This window comes from Paeniglutamicibacter sulfureus (genome assembly GCF_030512175.1).
Taxonomy (GTDB): Bacteria; Actinomycetota; Actinomycetes; order Actinomycetales; family Micrococcaceae; genus Paeniglutamicibacter; species Paeniglutamicibacter sulfureus.
The window spans coordinates 987,164-1,004,303 of record NZ_JAULBL010000001.1 but is presented as its reverse complement, the minus strand read 5'-3'; the positions used below and the strand labels follow the sequence as shown (position 1 = coordinate 1,004,303).

General features: G+C 65.3%; 15 protein-coding genes and 2 tRNA genes. 11 read left to right on the top strand and 6 right to left on the bottom strand.

Features of this window, described 5'->3' with window-relative positions; translation table 11 throughout:
- Window positions 1-84: 84 nt before the first annotated feature.
- Together Q2T94_RS04435 and Q2T94_RS04430 are read left to right on the top strand one after the other, a co-directional pair.
- Window positions 85-1,182, top strand: coding sequence for a type I restriction endonuclease (locus Q2T94_RS04435; RefSeq protein ID WP_264271193.1), 1,098 nt, complete (start codon window positions 85-87; stop codon window positions 1,180-1,182).
- Between the two features lie 103 nt (window positions 1,183-1,285).
- Entirely contained in the window at window positions 1,286-3,319 is a 2,034-nt protein-coding gene (locus Q2T94_RS04430) for an FAD/NAD(P)-binding protein (RefSeq protein WP_302263018.1), read from the top strand.
- A gap of 59 nt (window positions 3,320-3,378) precedes the next feature.
- On the opposite strand, the gene Q2T94_RS04425 is transcribed toward Q2T94_RS04430, so the two are convergent.
- Both Q2T94_RS04425 and Q2T94_RS04420 read right to left on the bottom strand, forming a co-directional pair.
- Entirely contained in the window at window positions 3,379-4,164 is a 786-nt protein-coding gene (locus Q2T94_RS04425) for a VOC family protein (protein WP_302263017.1), read from the bottom strand.
- Between the two features lie 163 nt (window positions 4,165-4,327).
- Window positions 4,328-4,415: transfer RNA gene (locus tag Q2T94_RS04420), tRNA-Ser, on the bottom strand.
- Window positions 4,416-4,613: 198 nt separating this feature from the next.
- On the opposite strand from Q2T94_RS04420, the gene Q2T94_RS04415 reads away from it, so the two are divergent.
- The 8 genes from Q2T94_RS04415 (at window position 4,614) to Q2T94_RS04380 (ending at window position 11,857) form a co-directional block, all read left to right on the top strand.
- Window positions 4,614-5,591 (top strand): NAD(P)H-quinone oxidoreductase, encoded by a 978-nt coding sequence (locus Q2T94_RS04415; protein WP_302263362.1) that lies wholly within the window; start codon window positions 4,614-4,616, stop codon window positions 5,589-5,591.
- Between the two features lie 123 nt (window positions 5,592-5,714).
- Complete coding sequence (locus Q2T94_RS04410; protein WP_302263016.1) at window positions 5,715-7,961, top strand: carbon starvation CstA family protein; 2,247 nt, start codon at window positions 5,715-5,717, stop codon at window positions 7,959-7,961.
- A gap of 2 nt (window positions 7,962-7,963) precedes the next feature.
- Complete coding sequence (locus Q2T94_RS04405) at window positions 7,964-8,212, top strand: YbdD/YjiX family protein (protein ID WP_302263015.1); 249 nt, start codon at window positions 7,964-7,966, stop codon at window positions 8,210-8,212.
- 191 nt (window positions 8,213-8,403) lie between these two features.
- Entirely contained in the window at window positions 8,404-9,117 is a 714-nt protein-coding gene (locus Q2T94_RS04400) for a proteasome activator (protein WP_302263014.1), read from the top strand.
- A gap of 91 nt (window positions 9,118-9,208) precedes the next feature.
- The gene (locus tag Q2T94_RS04395) at window positions 9,209-9,661 is read left to right on the top strand and encodes a hypothetical protein (RefSeq protein ID WP_264271198.1); all 453 of its coding nucleotides are present in this window, start codon (window positions 9,209-9,211) and stop codon (window positions 9,659-9,661) included.
- A 92-nt stretch (window positions 9,662-9,753) separates the two neighbouring features.
- Window positions 9,754-10,599 (top strand): aldo/keto reductase, encoded by an 846-nt coding sequence (locus tag Q2T94_RS04390; protein WP_302263013.1) that lies wholly within the window; start codon window positions 9,754-9,756, stop codon window positions 10,597-10,599.
- 261 nt (window positions 10,600-10,860) lie between these two features.
- Complete coding sequence (locus Q2T94_RS04385; protein ID WP_302263012.1) at window positions 10,861-11,283, top strand: Hsp20/alpha crystallin family protein; 423 nt, start codon at window positions 10,861-10,863, stop codon at window positions 11,281-11,283.
- A gap of 226 nt (window positions 11,284-11,509) precedes the next feature.
- The gene (locus Q2T94_RS04380) at window positions 11,510-11,857 is read left to right on the top strand and encodes a J domain-containing protein (RefSeq protein ID WP_264271201.1); all 348 of its coding nucleotides are present in this window, start codon (window positions 11,510-11,512) and stop codon (window positions 11,855-11,857) included.
- Between the two features lie 463 nt (window positions 11,858-12,320).
- On the opposite strand, the gene Q2T94_RS04375 is transcribed toward Q2T94_RS04380, so the two are convergent.
- The 4 genes from Q2T94_RS04375 to tmk all read right to left on the bottom strand — a co-directional run bounded on the left by Q2T94_RS04375 (window position 12,321) and on the right by tmk (window position 15,931).
- Window positions 12,321-12,393 (bottom strand) — tRNA-Thr (locus Q2T94_RS04375).
- An 81-nt stretch (window positions 12,394-12,474) separates the two neighbouring features.
- Window positions 12,475-14,001 carry an alpha/beta hydrolase gene (locus tag Q2T94_RS04370; protein ID WP_302263011.1) on the bottom strand — a complete coding sequence of 509 codons (1,527 nt, stop codon included), beginning with the start codon at window positions 13,999-14,001 and terminating at the stop codon, window positions 12,475-12,477.
- A gap of 65 nt (window positions 14,002-14,066) precedes the next feature.
- Window positions 14,067-15,215, bottom strand: coding sequence for a DNA polymerase III subunit delta' (locus Q2T94_RS04365; RefSeq protein ID WP_264271203.1), 1,149 nt, complete (start codon window positions 15,213-15,215; stop codon window positions 14,067-14,069).
- A gap of 2 nt (window positions 15,216-15,217) precedes the next feature.
- The gene (gene tmk, locus Q2T94_RS04360; protein ID WP_264271204.1) at window positions 15,218-15,931 is read right to left on the bottom strand and encodes a dTMP kinase; all 714 of its coding nucleotides are present in this window, start codon (window positions 15,929-15,931) and stop codon (window positions 15,218-15,220) included.
- A gap of 65 nt (window positions 15,932-15,996) precedes the next feature.
- On the opposite strand from tmk, the gene Q2T94_RS04355 reads away from it, so the two are divergent.
- The gene (locus Q2T94_RS04355) at window positions 15,997-17,133 is read left to right on the top strand and encodes a trans-sulfuration enzyme family protein (protein ID WP_302263010.1); all 1,137 of its coding nucleotides are present in this window, start codon (window positions 15,997-15,999) and stop codon (window positions 17,131-17,133) included.
- Window positions 17,134-17,140 lie beyond the last annotated feature (7 nt).

Sequence of the window (17,140 nt, the reverse complement as noted above, 5' to 3'; positions counted from 1 at the left end):
AATTGCTGATGAGAATCACTTTTTTGTTCGGGTTAGTGGGTAGGTTGGGCACTGGGTCTTAGTTTCGTTGAATAGGGGAAATCAATGCAATTTGGAGAACGGCTAGCAGCGCTGGCAGCAAAGATTCAGCAACAACGCACGATCATCGAAACCGAAGAAGCGACGAAGAACGCATTCATCATGCCGTTCATTTCGACGATCCTTGGTTATGACGTTTTCAATCCGCTGGAAGTTGTCCCCGAATTCACCGCCGACATCGGGATCAAAAAGGGCGAAAAGATCGATTACGCAATCATGCTTGATGGCGAGGTGCAGATCCTGATTGAGTGCAAGCGATCGGTCGGTGGCCTGAAGTATGAGCATGCGTCTCAGCTTTACCGGTACTTCGCAGCAACCACCGCACGGATCGCGATCTTGACCAATGGCGAGGTTTACCAGTTCTATACCGATCTTGATGCACCGAACAAGATGGATGCGAAGCCATTCTTGATCCTCGATATGAATGACATCGACGAAACGTTGATCCCCGAACTGCGCAAGCTCTCCCGCGACGCTTTTGACCTTGAATCCATCGTCAGCGCAGCCGAAGAATTACGTTATGTCGGGGAAATCAAACGTGCCATCGCGGCGAACTTCCAAGAGCCAACGGCCGAGTGGGTCAAATTCCTCTCTGCGGGCGTCTACGGGGGCCAGTTTACGCAACGGGTTCGCGAGCAGTTCACGGGCCTCGTTGCCAAGGCCACGAAACAGTACCTTGCGGATCAGGTGAATGATCGGCTCAAGGCAGCACTCGGGGAGCCGAACATCCCCATGGTTACCGCGGCGGCGGCAGCGGCCAGCGTAACCAGCCAACCCGTGGCCGAGGCAGACCTCGAGCAAGACGATGGAGTCGACACGACCCTGGAAGAGATTGAAGGCTTCCACATTGTTCGAGCCATTGTTTGCAAAACCGTCAAGGTCAACCGCATTGCGCATCGAGATGCGAAGTCCTATTTTGCGGTTCTCCTCGACGACAACAATCGCAAGCCCATCGCCAGATTGCATTTCAACAGATCGCAGAAGTACCTGGGTCTGTTTGGGGAGGACAAGGCTGAGACGCGTATCCCCATTGAGAGCCTGGACGAAATCTACATGCATGCTGATGCCCTGCGTGCCACCGTCGAAAGCTATGAAGCGGCCTAAGTGATCCTGCCAGCGGTGCGGACCCTCGCTTCGCTTGGGCGCGGCCTTCAAATGCTGCGCCCAAGCGAAGCGATGGACCGCAACAGCAGACTAGGCTGAATCCGTGAGTGAGAAGAAAAATTTCGGTAGGGAACCGTACGTCATAGCCATTGTGGGTGCAGGGCCCAGGGGGACCTCGGTCCTCGAACGCCTGGCTGCCGAATTGCGGCGCACCCAGAGCCACTCACGCAAGATCACTGTGGTGGTCTATGACGTCCATGACCCGGGTGCCGGTCATGTCTGGTCCACGGCCCAGTCCCGTCTCTTCTTGATGAACACCCCGGCAGGGTTCCCCACGGTGGCCCCCGTCCGCACGCACCCGGACGAGCCTGGGCTGAGCTTTGACCAGTGGCGTGCCGCCGGCGGCGACGGGGCGGCGCTCAGCAGCGTGGAAAGAACGGAACTGGAGCAGATGGAACGAGGTTCCTACCCTCCGCGGGCCCTCTACGGCCGCTACCTGCGTCATGTTTTTGACGGATCGGTTGCAGCGCTTCGTTCCCATGAGGCGGTTTCCGAGGTGCGCTTCGAGCGTGCAGAGGTCACCGCGCTGCACCGCGGGGAGGCCGACTACTTGCTTCAGGCCCACCCCGTCGATGGCACCCGCCCCCACCCGCGGCGGTCGGGACCGGAGTTCGAACGGCGCGCCGACGCGGTGGTCTTGGCACTGGGACATGTTTCGGCACGACTGAACCCGTCACAGGGAGCCATGGCCCAGGCCGCCGATGATGCCGGCCTGCTCTACCAGGGCCCGAACGTGCCCGGGGACGTTGCCTGGGACAAGGTGCCGGGCGGGGAGACGGTATTGGTACGGGGCCTGGGACTGAACTTCTTTGACGTGATGGTTGCCTTGACGGTGGGACGCGGGGGTCAATTCAACGAAATCAACGGAGGGCCCGGCCGGGCCCTGGAGTATTGGCCCACGGGCCGCGAGCCGCGCATTGTGGCAGCCTCCCGCCGCGGGACGCCGTACCGCGCGAAATCCTGCATCGAGGATTTCATCCCGGACTCGGTCCGGCTGCGCTACCTGGATAGCGAGGTGCTCGTCCAAAGGGTCGCCGAGGCCCGGATGCTCAACCCGGAGGCAACGGTGCGCTTCGACGCCCACGTGTGGCCGTTGCTGCACCGCGATGTCCTGCTGGCGTACTACCGCACGGCGGCTCGGCGCCATCCCTCCCGCTTCGAGGTGGACCCGGACGAGTTCGTTGACATGCTCACCGATGCCCTCGATGCCGAGCACCAGGCGGGGTCCCAGGTATGGCTGCAGGAAGCCCGACGACTCGTGGGGGAACTGGCTCCGGCCATGGGGTTCCTGGATGTTCCGGGGCTGGGGCATCCCTTTGCGGAACAGGGATTCCCTTCCCTGAAGGCATACCAAAAAGCGGTCATGGAATACCTGGAGTACGATGCCATTTCCTCGGTGGAGGGTGAGAAGGACCCACTGAAGATGGCCATCGCCACGTTGAACGCCGGGCGCATGATCGTCAAGGACCTGCTCGCCGAGGGCCTGATTTCCGACGAGTCGCGGCTGGCCGAGGTACAGGGTTGGTTCGAGCCCCTGGTGGAGGGGTTGGCTTCCGGTCCGCCCCTGCAGCGCATCGAGGAACTGGCAGCGCTGGCGCGCGCCAAGGTCGTGGAATTCATCGGCCCCGACCCGGAATTCGAGATCGATGTGCCCACCGGGATGTTCACCGCGTCCTCGCCCTGGGTCGATGCCCCGGCATACACGGCACGGACGCTCATCGAGGCGATGATGCCGGCCAACCGCGTGCTGCAAACAGATTCACCGCTACTGCAGCAACTACTTGACGACGGGTTGGCGGCTGCCTTCACCATGCGCAACGACCAGGGCGAACCGATCCCGGGCCAGGGGCTTGACGTCGTCGGAGAGCCGTACCGGATGGTCGATGCCCGGGGGTTGGCGCACCGGGCGATCTTCGTGCTCGGGCTGCAGCTGTCCTCGGCCCAGTGGGGCACAGCGATTGCCGCCCAGGCTGGGGCGCCGCTTGACGGTGCGGCACGGACGCTCGGCGACGCCCAGGATATTGCCCGCGAGGTATTGCGGATGAGCCAGGTCAAGGACCTGGTCCAGCCGCTTTGACGGCACGCGGGAAGGTGCGGGCGCCGGCACCCGCACCTTCCCCCCCCCGAGGCCCGAACCTACTGGGTCTGCTTCACACCCACCAGCTTCAGGGAAGCACCGCAGCAATCGGTGATCGCGGCGACCCGGCCAAACTCCGAATCCTCCGGGCCCTCGGTCACTGCACCGCCGTTGGCCACCGCCGTCGCGCAGGCCGCATCCACGTCGTCCACGCCCCAATAGGTCACCCAGAATCCGGGGACCTCGGCCGGGAGGAAGCCTGCGGCGTCCAGCAGCCCGGCCCGGGCATCGTCGCCCTGCCCATAGGTGGTGTACCTGAATTCAGGGGCATCGGACATGACATGCATGTCCCAGCCAAAGGCCTTGGAGTAGAACTCCACCGCCGCAGGGTACGCCTTGGAATACAGCTCGTGCCAAGCCGGGGACCCGTGCTCGGAATCGACGCCGAACCCCTGGTGCTCCTGCGGCTGCCAGACGCCGAATGCGGCACCGCCGGCATCAAGGAAGATGCCCATGTGCCCGTATGGCGCCACGTGCATCGGCGGCATCAGGACCTGGCCGCCTGAGTCTTGGACGCTGGCCTCGGTGGCGGTGATGTCATCGCTCTTCAAATACAGCGACCAGATGTTCGGAATGCCGCCGAACTCGGGCTGGTAGGGGGAGAGCCCGGCGACGAGGCGCCCGTTCCTCGTGGCACTGAGGTACCCGCCGTACTCCTCGGAACTCGGTTCCTCGAACTCCCAGCCAAAGAGGGCGGCATAGAACTTCTTGCTGGCTTCGATGTCGGTGCTCATGATGTCGGTCCAGACCGGGTTTCCGGCGGGGGTGCTGTTGCGCAGGGTCATCTTCGAACGCTTCCAATCCTGGTTGCCGTTGGTTCGGGATCCGGGAATCGTGCTTGCCCGGATGATTCGAATCCTACGTGCGAACACTGGACTTGGACATGGCCTCATAGTTAACGGAAGGAGGCGGTTCCCGTGGGTACGGGAACCGCCTCCTTGAATTGCGCGGATGGTAAGAGATTTGAACTCTTGGTACGGGGTTACCGCACACTGGTTTTCAAGACCAGCTCCTTAGGCCGCTCGGACAACCATCCAGACCCAAAAAGTATACGCCAGCCCGCGGGTGCCTTCGAACCGCCACGCCCCGCCGGTCACAAACGGGAGCCGGAATTTCCCGGCGGTTAGAGTGGCCCCAAGAAGGAAAAACGCGGATGCCGGGACCTAAGAAGCATGGGCCGCCGGGCAAAACCCGCGATCGAAGCAAAGGAAAACGGGAGAACACCATGACCACGATGCAGGCCATTGAATTCCGCGGTGCAGGCGGTCCCGAGGTGCTGGTCGAGACCGAGCGCCCCATGCCGGTCCCCGGGCCCGGGGAAGTGTTGGTCAAGGTGGCGGCCTTCGGGCTCAACCGTGCCGATGTGCAACAGCGCCGGGGCGTTTACCCGCCGCCTCCCGGTGCCAGCGACATCCCCGGACTCGAGGTGTCGGGCACCATCGAGGCGCTGGGGGAGGGTGTCGTCTCGGCCGCCATTGGCCAGCGGGTGTGCGCGCTCCTGGCCGGGGGCGGATATGCCCAATACGTGACGGTGCCCGCAGGGCTTGTCATCGAGCTCCCGCAGGACGTGGACCTGGTCGACGCCGCGGGCTTCATGGAGGTCGCCGGGACCGTGGTGTCGAACCTCTTCCTGGAAGCCGGGCTTACCGCGGGCAGCACCGTGCTGTTGCACGGCGGGGCCGGCGGGATCGGTTCCATGGCCATTCAGCTGGCGGCCGCTGCAGGGGCCCAGGTCCTGGTGACGGCCTCGAGCGAGGAAAAGATCGCCCATTGCCTTGCGCTCGGCGCCTACGCGGGCATCAACTACCGCGAGGAGGACTTCGCGGCACGCATCCTGGAGCTGACCGACGGCGCCGGGGTGGACGTGATCCTGGACGTCGTGGGCGCCAAATACCTCTCGCAAAACGTCCGCATCCTGGCCACCGGCGGGACCCTGGTGGTCATCGGCCTTCAGGGCGGGGCCAAGGCGGAACTGGATCTCCGGGCACTGATGACCAAGCGTGCCAGGGTCATGGGCACCACGCTGCGTGCCCGTCCGCTGGACCAGAAGGAGGAAATCGTCGCCGCAGTGAGGAAACACGCGCTGCCGATGCTGGCCCAGGGCACGCTGGATCTGTCGATCGACCGACGTTTCCCCTTCAGGGAAGCCCGTTTGGCGCATGAATACTTCGATTCGGGGAACCACACGGGGAAAATCATCGTAAAGTTCTGAAACTGTTTTTCCCACGGGCTACGGTGTATCTCAGAGGGTGGTGTCGTGGACCACTAAGGTCCGCGGCGTGCGCCCAAAGGATCACTCGCATCGTCCGATCCATCCGTCACGTGAGAGGAAAACATGAGCACGTCCCAACCTTCAGCTCCAGGGCTTCCCCCGGCAGGTGTCGACCCGCAAGTTGCGGAGGCCGAGGAACGTAAATGGACGCCGGCCAAGATTGCCCTGTGGGTGGCGATTTCGCTGCTCGGTGGCGTCGCCTGGGCCATCCTGGCGTTCTCCCGCGGGGAGACCATCAACGCCATCTGGTTCGTCTTCGCGGCGGTGTGCACCTATCTGGTGGCCTACCGCTTCTACTCCAAGTACATTGAGCGCAAGATCGCCAAGCCCAATGACTTCCGGGCGACCCCTGCCGAGTACAAAAACAACGGCAAGGACTTCATGCCGACCGACCGCCGTGTGCTCTTCGGGCACCACTTTGCGGCGATCGCCGGAGCCGGGCCGTTGGTCGGCCCGATCCTTGCGGCGCAGATGGGCTACCTTCCGGGCACCATCTGGATCATCATCGGCGTGGTGTTGGCCGGCGCGGTCCAGGACTACCTGGTCATGTTCTTCTCCATGCGCCGCGGCGGACGTTCGCTGGGGCAGATGGCCCGTGAAGAGCTCGGCGTCATCGGCGGCACCGCCGCACTGATTGCGACCTTGGCCATCATGGTCATCATCGTCGCCATCCTGGCCCTGGTGGTTGTCAACGCGCTGGGCGAGTCCGCCTGGGGCGTCTACTCGGTTGGTCTGACCATCCCGATCGCCCTGTTCATGGGCGTCTACCTTCGCTTCATCCGCCCGGGCAAGGTCATGGAAATTTCGCTGATCGGCTTCGTGCTGCTGATGTTCGCCATCATTTCCGGTCGCTGGGTTGCCGAATCCGCGTGGGGTGCCGAGCTCTTCCACCTGGACCGCACCACCCTGGCCTGGTTCATCATCGTGTACGGCTTCATTGCCGCGGTGCTTCCGGTGTGGCTGCTGCTGGCCCCGCGCGACTACCTCTCCACGTTCATGAAGATCGGTGTCATCGGCTTGCTGGCAGTTGCCATCATCGTGGTCCGCCCGGAGATCACTGTTCCGGCGATCTCCGAGTTCGCGGGCTCCGACAAGGGCCCGGTGGTTGCCGGGCATCTCTTCCCGTTCCTCTTCGTCACCATTGCCTGTGGTGCCCTCTCCGGGTTCCACGCGCTGATCTCCTCGGGAACCACCCCGAAGATGGTTGAAAAGGAACGCCAGACCCGCTTCCTGGGCTATGGCGGCATGCTCATGGAATCCTTCGTGGCCATCATGGCCCTTGTCGCGGCGATCTCCATCGACCGCGGCATCTACTTCGCGATGAACTCCTCGGCTGCGGCCACCGGCGGCACCGTTGAGGGCGCCGTGGCGTTCGTGAACTCGCTGGGCCTGACCGGCGTGAACCTGACCCCGAGCATGCTCACCGACCTGGCGGCGGGCGTGGGCGAGGAATCCGTGGTCTCGCGCACCGGCGGCGCCCCGACCCTGGCCGTGGGCATCGCACACATCATGAACCAGTGGTTCGGCGGGCCGGCGATGATGGCCTTCTGGTACCACTTCGCCATCATGTTCGAGGCCTTGTTCATCCTCACCGCCGTTGATGCCGGAACCCGTGTGGCCCGCTTCATGCTGCAGGACACCATCGGCAACTTCATTCCGAAGTTCAAGGACACCTCCTGGCGTCCCGGTGCTTGGGCGTGTACGGCGATCATGGTCGCCGGCTGGGGATACATCTTGATCCTCGGGGTCACCGACCCACTGGGCGGCATCAACACCTTCTTCCCGCTCTTCGGCATCTCCAACCAGCTGCTGGCGGCCATCGCACTGGCCGTGGTCATGACCATCGTGGCCAAGCGTGGGAACTTCAAGTACCTGTGGATCGTGGTGCTGCCGCTGGCATTCGCCACCGTCGTCACGGTGTACGCGTCGTTCCTGAAGATCTTCTCCCCGGTCCCGGCCGTGGGCTACTTCGCCCAGCACAATGCCTTCAAGGGCGCACTCGAACGCGGGGAAACCACATTCGGCACCGCCAAGAACGTCGAGGCCATGGAGGCAGTGGTGCGCAACACCGGCGTCCAGGGCTGGCTTTCGGTGATCTTCCTGGTGCTTTCGGTGATCGTGATCGTCACGGCCATCATCGCCACCATCCGCGCCTACCCCAACGGCGGGGGAACCGACACCGAGGATCCGGAGGTCCCTTCAAGGATCTACGCCCCGAGCGGACTGGTTTCCTCCCCGGCGGAGAAGGAGCTGGAGCAGGCCTGGAAGCAGGTTCCTCCGGAGCAACAGATGGCACGCGGGGGTCACTGACCATGGCTGGCACAGGCGGAACCCCACCGGTCGGCGGCACCTCGGTGCTGGCGCGCGGACTATCCGCAACGGGCAAGATCGCCCGGGGGATCGTGCGCTACCTCGAGGGGGTGCTGGGGGCGGACAAATACCGGGTGTACCTCGAGCACCAGGCCCGCACGCACCCGGGCGTCGCTCCCATGGGCGAACGGGAATTCTGGCGCGACTACTCCGACTGGCAGGAGAAGAACCCGCAGGGTCGGTGCTGCTGACCAGCTTTCCGCGCATCAGTGCGTCAGCGCCGCGGGGCCGGAGGACACGTTGTCCGCCGGCCCCGCGTCCGTTGGCCCGCCTGTGTGCGGTGCCGACAGGGATCGCCCTTGCGGGCCGTGCCTGCGGCCAGCTTCGAACCAACAAGGAAATCTCCCTGCCGGACCGGGGATTCACATGGCAAGATGGAGCCATGAGCGAGCACAGTGAACAGATCCCCGATCCCAACGCTGCGTCCAACACCCTGACGCCCGATGAGGTGAACGGCCCATTCCAGGCTGCGGCCGAGGCCGGCACCCGCCCCGGAACCATGCCAATGGGTCCTGCAGCACCCGGTCCCGGCAACGCCCCGGGCGCCAAGGAAGGCCACGCGCCGGGCAAGGACAGTGCGCACGTGATGAGCATCGGGGAACCGGCCAAGCTCATGCGCATTGGCGGGATGATCAAGCAGCTGCTCGAAGAGGTCCGCTCGGCGCCACTGGACGAGGAAGCCCGCGCCCGCATGGCCGACATCCACGAACGCTCCGTCCACGAGCTGGAGACCGGGCTGTCCCCGGAACTTGCCCAGGAACTCCATCGCATCCGGCTGCCCTTCGCCGACGGCGAGACACCCTCGGAGGCCGAGCTTCGCGTGGCCCAGGCCCAGCTGGTGGGCTGGCTCGAAGGCGTCTTCCACGGACTGCAGGCGGCCATGGCCGCCCAGCAGATGGCCAACCAACAACTCGCCCAGCGCATGGCCATGCGCCAGCTTCCCCCGGGCACGCAAGTGGCCCCAGGAATCATCATCAACGAGCAGGGCGAGCCCGAACGCATGACCCAAGGAGATCCCGGCGCGGCACCGGGACCGCAGGGTCCTGCGCCGGGCACGGGAACCGATGGCGACGGCGGGTTTGGGCAATACCTCTAGAATTGAAAGTGGCAACACGGGTAACGACTTGTTCCTCGGGCGACCAGAACCACCGGGGGACATCATGGCGACAACAAAGGCAAACACGTAGATGGGGCTGTTCTCCTCGGTACGCGGCGCACGCCGCGACAACAAGGAACTCGGCGACGGGGTCTGGCGCCGGGCCTATGACAGGTTCGGGCGCTCCCTGGATCGGGTGCACCAGGTCCTCGAGGGCATCGAGGACGACGACCTCCACAATGCCCTGATCCTGATCGCCAACCACCTGGCCGAGCTCCAGGGTCGGGTGCGCTTGGTGTGCGTCGCCGCCCAAGCCAAGGCCCCGAGCACCGGCGAAGCCGTCCCGCACGAGCTCTACGCCGTGCACCGCCTGCTTTCCAAGGCCGCGAACGACCTGGCGACCACCGCGCAAGTGGCGGCCATGGCACGTCTCGACGGGGAGCGCTGGGGCTATGCGTCGGCGGGCCTGGAGAACGTTGCCATGCGCGCGGATCTGGTGGCCGACGGCATCAGTGCGGCAGAGGCCGAAATGGCCAAGCACTAGCGTTCCGGGCTGCGGGGATTTCGGTTTCGCCCAGCGCTGATCAATGCCGGGTCCGGCAATTCCGGTCAATGCACGGTGGCAGGATGGGAAACATGACGAACCTTGTATCCCCTGAGCTCACATTCCACGACGGCAACACCATTCCCCAGCTTGGCTACGGGGTGTGGAAGGTCGAGGACGACGTCGCGACGAACGTGGTCGTCCAAGCTTTCGCCGCCGGATACCGCCACATCGACACGGCCCGCATCTACGGCAACGAGGAGGGTGTTGGCCGCGCCATTGCCGCCACCGACGTGCCCCGTGAGGACATGTTCATCACCACCAAGGTCTGGAACGCCGACCAGGGCTACGACTCGACCCTGGCCGCCTTCGACGCATCCATGGAACGCCTGGGCCTGGAGTATCTTGACCTTTACCTGATCCACTGGCTGCAGCCCAAGCAGGGAAAATACGTGGACACCTGGCGTGCGCTCATTGACTTGCAGAAGTCGGGTCGCGTGAAGTCCATCGGCGTCTGCAACTTCACCATCGAGGCGCTCGCCGAGCTGGAGGAAGCCACCGGAGTGCTGCCGGTCATCAACCAGGTCGAAACCCACCCGTACTTCCCGCAGACCGAACTGCGCGAGTTCGAGGCTTCCAAGGGCATCCTGCACCAGTCGTGGTCGCCCCTGGGCCAGGGCAGCGAACTGCTTAACGACCCGGCACTGGTGGCCATCGCAGAGAAGCACAACGCGTCCGTCGCCCAGGTCGTCATTGCCTGGCACCTGGCCCTGGGCAATGTGGTCATCCCGAAGTCGGTGACCCCCTCGCGGATCGTGGAGAACCACTCGGGGCTGGGCGTGGAGCTGGACGCCGATGACCTCGCCGCGATCAACGCCCTGGACAAGGGCGCCGAGGGCCGCATCGCAGCCGATCCGGCCGTCAGCGACTTCGCCTAGTCGACAAAAAGGCTCCCGGCAACGGAACAGCGTCAAGACAAGTGTGTGTGGGGACCCGTCAGCGGGTCCCCGCACACGTTTAAGACGGGGGCTGCTCCCCGGCCGTTCGAGCTGCGGCGCCCTGCGGGTCCGGGGCAAAAAGCGCCAATTTCCCAAACAATTTCTTGTTGCGCGGGCGATGGAGTGATGCTAAAAAATTAATACCCGCAGCCACACGGGGCAGCGGGATCGGCAAACGACAAAGCTGTGAAGGAGAGAACAATGTTGATGCGCCCAGATCCGTTCCGTGAACTCGACAAGCTCGCCCAACAGGTTTGGGGGACGACGGTCAGGCCGGCGGCCATGAGCATGGATGCCTGGCGTGAAGGTGACAAGTTCCGGATCGAGTTTGACCTTCCGGGGGTAAACCCCGATTCGATCGACCTGGATGTCGAAAACAACGTCGTGACAGTCAAGGCCGAACGAGGTGCGCTGGGAGACGAGGTCGAAATCCTTGCCGCCGAACGCCCGCGGGGAGTGTTCAGCCGCCAGCTGGTCCTGGGGGAGAACCTCGATACGGAGAACATCGACGCCAGCTACGACGCGGGTGTGCTGACCCTGGAGATTCAGGTCGCCGAACAGGCGAAGCCACGCAAGATCGCCATTACCAGCAAGGAGTCCGACCGCCAGTCCATCGACGCCTGAGGTCCCGGAGATGGTTCACCCGACGGGGACGGCCCGCCCCCGACATCAGTAACTGCGGGTGCTGGCCAAACGGCACACCGCGGCGCCCTCCGGCGCACCGTAGGGTCGGGGTTGGCGCCGTCCCCGTGGAAGATGGTCCCGATTCCCGGCGGGGGACGGGACCATCTTCGGCATCCCAGTTGCCGCCCGCGCCCGACCCCGGCGCGAAGATTTGAAAGGCATTGCCGTGGAGTCCCTCAACCCCTATGCGGTGCTTCGCCTGGATCCGCGGGCCAGCGCCGCCGAGATCGCCCGTGCCTACCGGGCCCAGATGCGCCTGCACCATCCCGACACCAGGCCCGGGCCTGAGGGACCGGAGCAGGAAGCGCTGGAGCGTTCCCGGCTGCAGTCGGTGATGGACGCCTATGCGGTCCTGGGCAACGCCGCCGCCCGGTCGGCGTACGATCGCGAACACCTATCCGCCCGCCGGGGCGCAAGGCCGGCGAGGGCCAGGCGGGTATCCCGCTCGACCAGGCCCGACGTGGTGGCTGGACCACTGGTCTGGACCCCGCCCCCGAATAGGAAGATGCCGTGAATTCCTGGCATCGTTACGATGCGCCGCTGCTGCGCGTGTTCCTCGAGCGTTTTGGGACGCGGTGGGGCCAGGCGACGCCGTTCGTGGGCCAGATGGTTGGCCGTGCTCGGAGGAAGACCTATTCGGTCCAACAGTGGAAATCATGCAAGAAAGGTCCTAAGCCTAGGTTTAGGACTTTTCTTGCATGATTGACTGGTCGGCCCCTCGGCAAACCAAGTTCTGGTAGTGCTTGCTCAAGGCCGTCCGCGGTCATGGGAACGACACCGGCGATCGAGAGTTCAATGCCTGCACACACGATATTCAACGTGTGGGCGGGGGGCCTCAGGTTGAGCCCAGAAGGCCTGCTGGGTGGCTCTTTCCGGCGCATCGCTGGTTGTGCAGTCGGCTGCGGCGAAGGCTGAAGCTTGGCAGTTTTGAGGTGACCAGGAAATGAAAAAGCCCCGGTTTCCCGGGGCTGGATCAGAGCCTCCTGCCAGAATCGAACTGGCGACCTTTTCATTACGAGTGAAACGCTCTACCAACTGAGCTAAGGAGGCACCGTGGCGCGTGAGCACCACAAGTGAACACTTTATAGGAATCTGTCCTCAGCGGTCAAAACGACGCGGTGGGAGGGTCCGTCAGCACGTCAATCCGTCGGCCGGAACCGTCCCGTCCAGGAAATAGGACTCCACGGCGTTGGCGATGCAGTCGTTGGAACGGCCATAGGCGGTGTGGCCGTGGCCCTCGTAGGTCACCAGCGAGGCGGAAGAAAGCTGCTCGGCCAGCGCCTGGCTCCACGCGTACGGCGTGGCCGGATCCCCGGTGGTGCCGATGACCACGATCGGAGCGGCGCCCTCCGCAGTCAACGGGGCGGGATTGCCGGTGGCGGGGTGTTTCCAGTCCTGGCAGCCCACTGGGCCGTAGGCCAGGTACTTGCCGATCGTCGGGGCCGCCTGGGCCAGCTCCTGGGCCTCGGCGCGCATCGTCGGGATGTCCGCGTCCATGGGATAGTCGAGGCAGTTGATGGCGCTGAAGGCGGCGGTGCCGTTGCCGGTGTAGCTCCCGTCGGACTCGCGTCCGGCGGTGAGGTCGGCGAAGTACTGGATGTCATCGACGTTCCCGGCCATCACATTGCGCAGTGCCTCGGTGAGCATGGGCCATGTGGAATTGTCGTAAAGCGGGACGATGAACCCGTTGACGAAGTCGATGATCGGGACGCTGCGTCCGTCGCTGCCTACCAGGGGTTCGGCCTCCACCTCGGCGAAGAGTTCGCGCAACTGGTCCAAGGCATCCTCGAGCTCGCCGCTGAAGGGACAATCGCCCGAATCCAGGCAATCCTGCATGTACGCACGGATCTCGTTTTCGAACCCGAGGGCCTGGCCCATGGTGATCTCGTTGTTGCCGAGCGTGGGGTCAAGCGCCCCGTCAAGAACCATGCGACCCACGTTCTGCGGGAAGAGCTGGGCATAGTTGGCGCCCAGCGAGGTGCCGTAGGAATAGCCCAGGTAGTTCAGGGTCTTGTCCCCGAGCGCCGAACGAATCACGTCCATGTCGCGGGCTGCCGAAATGGTGTCGACAAAGCCCAGTGCGTCCCCGGTGCGCTCGGCACACAGCGCGGCATACTCGGCGCTGTCGCGGCGCATCTCCTCGATTCCCGCGTCGGAGCCGGGATCGAACTGCTCCGCCCGGCCGGCGTCTTGTTCGGCCGGCTGCTCGCATGTGACCGGAGTGGAGGAACCGACTCCGCGCGGGTCAAAGCCAACCACGTCAAAGCCGCGCTGCAGATCCTGGCCGAACATGTTCGGGACCGCCTCGCGGACGGTCTCCAGACCGGAGGCACCCGGGCCGCCGGGGTTCACCAACAGCGAGCCGGCGGCGTTCTTGCCGCCCGGGCGCTTGTTCAGGGCCAGGGTCATGGTCTTTCCGGACGGGTCGTCGTAATCCATGGGTACGGTCAGCTCGGTGCACAGCAGCACGCCGCCGCAGGAAGCCCAGTCCAGTTCCTGGGTATAGAACTTTTCCAGGCCTGCCGGAATCGCTGCCGACTCTGCCGGCACCGAATTGATGGCAGGGGCCGGGGCGGTTGCCGTGGAACAGGCGCCCAACAACAGGGCCGCGGAGCCGAGTGCGGCAATCACTGACAGGTGGCGGCGGGGTGCTCTCATGCGGGCTTCAGGCTCCTTGGGGCGCGAGTGCGCGGAATGGGGGGAAAATTACTGGGGAATAAAGGCTATTTTGTCGGACGCAGGCTGACCATCATGGCTTCGATGGCCAATAGCGGGGCGACGTTGGCGCCAATACGCGCCCTCGCTTCGGCGATGGCATCGATCTTTGCCACCGTGGTCTCGGGCCGCGAGGCGTTGGCGTAGGCATGCAGGGGATCGGAAAGGTAGTCGTTGACCAGCTCGGTGGAGGCATTCAACTGCACCAGCAGCACGTCGCGGAAGAACGTGGTCATGTCGATCAGCGAGCGGTCCAGCGCGTCGTGGGTGGCACGCCGGGCGCGGCGCTTGGCGTTCTCCTCCAGGGCCTTGAACGCGCTGCGCTGCTGGGGCGGCACCGGGGCGTCGGCTTCCAGTCCCAGCGCGGTGCGCAGGGAGGCGGCCTCGGCCTCGGCGCGTTCCGTTGCGGACGCGGTGGCCTCCGCGGTGGACAGCTCCACCAGTTCGGCAGCTGCCATCACCGCGTCGGAGACGGTGCGGATGCGCAGCGGCAGGCGCACCGTGGTGTCGCGGCGGCGGCGTGCCTCCGGGTCGCGGGCCAGGCGCCGGGCGATGCCGATGTGCGACTGGGAAACCCGGGCGGCGAAGTCGGCCTGTTCCTCGGAGAGTCCGTCTCGGCGCACCAGCAACTCGGCCACAGCGGCGCGGGTCGGAACGGCCAGGGACACCGAGCGGCAGCGTGAACGGATGGTCACCAGCACGTCGGCCGGTGAGGGAGCGCAGAGGATCCAGACGGTGTGCGGGGGAGGTTCCTCGATGGACTTGAGCAGCACATTGGTGGTGCGCTCGGTCATCCGGTCCGCGTCCTCCACGATGATCACGCGCCAGGGCGCGGTGGAGGGCCGGTCCTGCGCCTTGGTGATCAGCGTCCGGACGTCCTCGATCTGGTAGTTGACCTTTTCGGTGGCGATCAGCGCGACATCCGGGTGCGTGCCGGCAAGCACCGTGACGCAGGCCTTGCAGCTTCCGCAGCCGCGCAGCGCCGCATCGGGGTGCTGGCATTGCAGGGCGGCGGCAAAGGCGCGCGCCGCGTTGGAGCGACCGGAGCCCGGCGGGCCGGTGAACAGCCATGCATGCGCGGGGTTGCCTTCGGCGACCGCGCGGCGCAGCGCGGCAATGGCCTTCTCCTGTCCCGGCAGGTCGTCCCAGACATCCATGCTCAGGCTCCCGGACCGTTGAGCCGTGCGGCAACGGCCTCCGTGATGGCGGCGGCCAGCGACTGGACCCCGGTGGCGGCATCCAGGACCAGATAGCGGTTTGGCTCCCGGGCGGCGAAGTGCACGAAGGCGTCGCGGATGCGGGAGTGGAACTCGTCGGGTTCGGATTCGAGGCGGTCCTCGGCCAGCGGCTTGCCGTCGGCGCCGACGGTGCGGCGGGAACGGCCGTCGGCCGGGGTGACATCGAGCAGCACCGTCAGGTCCGGCTGGAGCCCGCCGGTGGCGAAGTCGTTGATGGAACGCACGGCGTCCTCACCGAGCTCCCGGCCGATGCCCTGGTAAGCCAGGGAAGAATCGACGTAGCGGTCGCAGACAACCATGGTGCCGGCGGCCAGTGCGGGGCGGATGACCTGTTCGACGTGGGCGGCGCGGGCCGCCGCATACATCAGGGCCTCGGTGCGTGCATCGACGGTGCCCTGCCCGTGGTCAAGGACCAGGGAGCGCAGCTTCTCGCCGATCGGGGTGCCGCCGGGCTCGCGGGTGTGCAGCACGGTGTGTCCGTTTTGGCGCAGGTCCTGGACCAGCAGGGCGGCCTGCGTGGACTTTCCAGCCCCGTCACCGCCCTCGAAGACGATGAAGCGGCCTGCGTTGACGGGGTTTGGCTGCGCGTTGCTCACGCCTTCTAGCCTATCCGCACCGGGGCCCTGTCGGCTCATCCGGTGTGCGCACCTGTACGTCATCGGCTGGGGCGCGGGCCTGGCCAGGGAGTAACCTAAAAATCATGACCCGCCCAGAATCCGCGCCGTGGGCCCCGGACACCGTTGTGGTGTCCGCCGGACGCCCGCCGCATGCAGTTGACCAGCCCGTGAATTCGCCCATCGTGCTTTCCTCCACCTTCCACTCGCTGGGGGAGCCGGACGCCGGGGAGAAGGTCTACGGACGCTTCACCAACCCCACCTGGGACCCGCTGGAAGAAACCATCGCCCAGCTCGAGGACTGCGAACTCCCCGCCCTGGCGTACGCCTCCGGCATGGCGGCGGTGGCCGCGGCCCTCTCCCTGCTGCCTCCGGGCGGCACCATCGTCATCCCGTCCCATGCCTACAACGGTTCGCTCTCGCTGGTGGCCGAGCTGGAAAAGACGCTGGGACTCTCGGTGCGCCGCGTCGACCTGGCCGACACAGACGCCGCGATCGCCGCCCTGGCCGGTGCGGACATGGCCTGGCTGGAGTCACCCACCAACCCGATGCTCGAGGTTGCCGACCTGCCGGTGCTGCTGGCAGCCGCCCGCGAGGCCGGGGTGCTCACGGTGGTGGACAACACCTTCTCCACCCCGCTGCGCCAGCGGCCGCTGCAGCAGGGCGCCGACGTGGTGGTGCACTCTGCCACCAAATACATGGGTGGCCACTCTGACGTGGTCCTGGGCGCCGTAGTGACCCGGAATCCCGAATTGCGTTCCCGACTGCACGGCATGCGGACCCTGCACGGGGCGATCGCCGGCCCGTTCGAGGCCTGGCTGACGCTGCGCGGCATCCGGACCATGGCCCTGCGCCTGGACAGGGCAGAAGCCAGCGCCATGGAACTGGCCAAGCGGCTGGCCGGGCACCCGGCGATTTCCCGGGTGCGCTATCCCGGTCTGCCCGAAGACCCCGGTCACCAGCGCGCGGCTGAACAGCTGGAAGGCTTCGGGGCCATCGTGGCCATCGAGGTCGCCGGCGGCGCGGAAGCCGCCGATGCGATGCTCGCGAAACTGTTGCTGTGGACCCCGGCAACCTCGCTCGGTGGCGTGGAGTCCCTGGCCGAGCGGCGCCGTCGCCACCCGGGTGAACCCGGGACGGTGCCGGACAACCTGGTGCGGCTGAGCGTCGGCATTGAAAATGTCGAGGACTTGCACGTCGACCTGACCGCGGCGCTGGGCTAACGCGGCT

What these genes read in the sequence shown, in the direction of transcription:
- Q2T94_RS04395 (WP_264271198.1), top strand. Translation starts at nt 9,209, where the DNA reads ATGGGGCTGTTCTCCTCGGTACGCGGCGCACGCCGCGACAACAAGGAA.
- Q2T94_RS04400 (WP_302263014.1), top strand. Translation starts at nt 8,404, where the DNA reads ATGAGCGAGCACAGTGAACAGATCCCCGATCCCAACGCTGCGTCCAAC.
- Q2T94_RS04390 (WP_302263013.1), top strand. Translation starts at nt 9,754, where the DNA reads ATGACGAACCTTGTATCCCCTGAGCTCACATTCCACGACGGCAACACC.
- Q2T94_RS04355 (WP_302263010.1), top strand. Translation starts at nt 15,997, where the DNA reads ATGACCCGCCCAGAATCCGCGCCGTGGGCCCCGGACACCGTTGTGGTG.
- Q2T94_RS04365 (WP_264271203.1), bottom strand. Translation starts at nt 15,215, where the DNA reads ATGGATGTCTGGGACGACCTGCCGGGACAGGAGAAGGCCATTGCCGCG.
- Q2T94_RS04435 (WP_264271193.1), top strand. Translation starts at nt 85, where the DNA reads ATGCAATTTGGAGAACGGCTAGCAGCGCTGGCAGCAAAGATTCAGCAA.
- tmk (WP_264271204.1), bottom strand. Translation starts at nt 15,931, where the DNA reads ATGAGCCGACAGGGCCCCGGTGCGGATAGGCTAGAAGGCGTGAGCAAC.
- Q2T94_RS04370 (WP_302263011.1), bottom strand. Translation starts at nt 14,001, where the DNA reads ATGAGAGCACCCCGCCGCCACCTGTCAGTGATTGCCGCACTCGGCTCC.
- Q2T94_RS04410 (WP_302263016.1), top strand. Translation starts at nt 5,715, where the DNA reads ATGAGCACGTCCCAACCTTCAGCTCCAGGGCTTCCCCCGGCAGGTGTC.
- Q2T94_RS04415 (WP_302263362.1), top strand. Translation starts at nt 4,614, where the DNA reads ATGCAGGCCATTGAATTCCGCGGTGCAGGCGGTCCCGAGGTGCTGGTC.
- Q2T94_RS04425 (WP_302263017.1), bottom strand. Translation starts at nt 4,164, where the DNA reads ATGACCCTGCGCAACAGCACCCCCGCCGGAAACCCGGTCTGGACCGAC.
- Q2T94_RS04405 (WP_302263015.1), top strand. Translation starts at nt 7,964, where the DNA reads ATGGCTGGCACAGGCGGAACCCCACCGGTCGGCGGCACCTCGGTGCTG.
- Q2T94_RS04385 (WP_302263012.1), top strand. Translation starts at nt 10,861, where the DNA reads ATGTTGATGCGCCCAGATCCGTTCCGTGAACTCGACAAGCTCGCCCAA.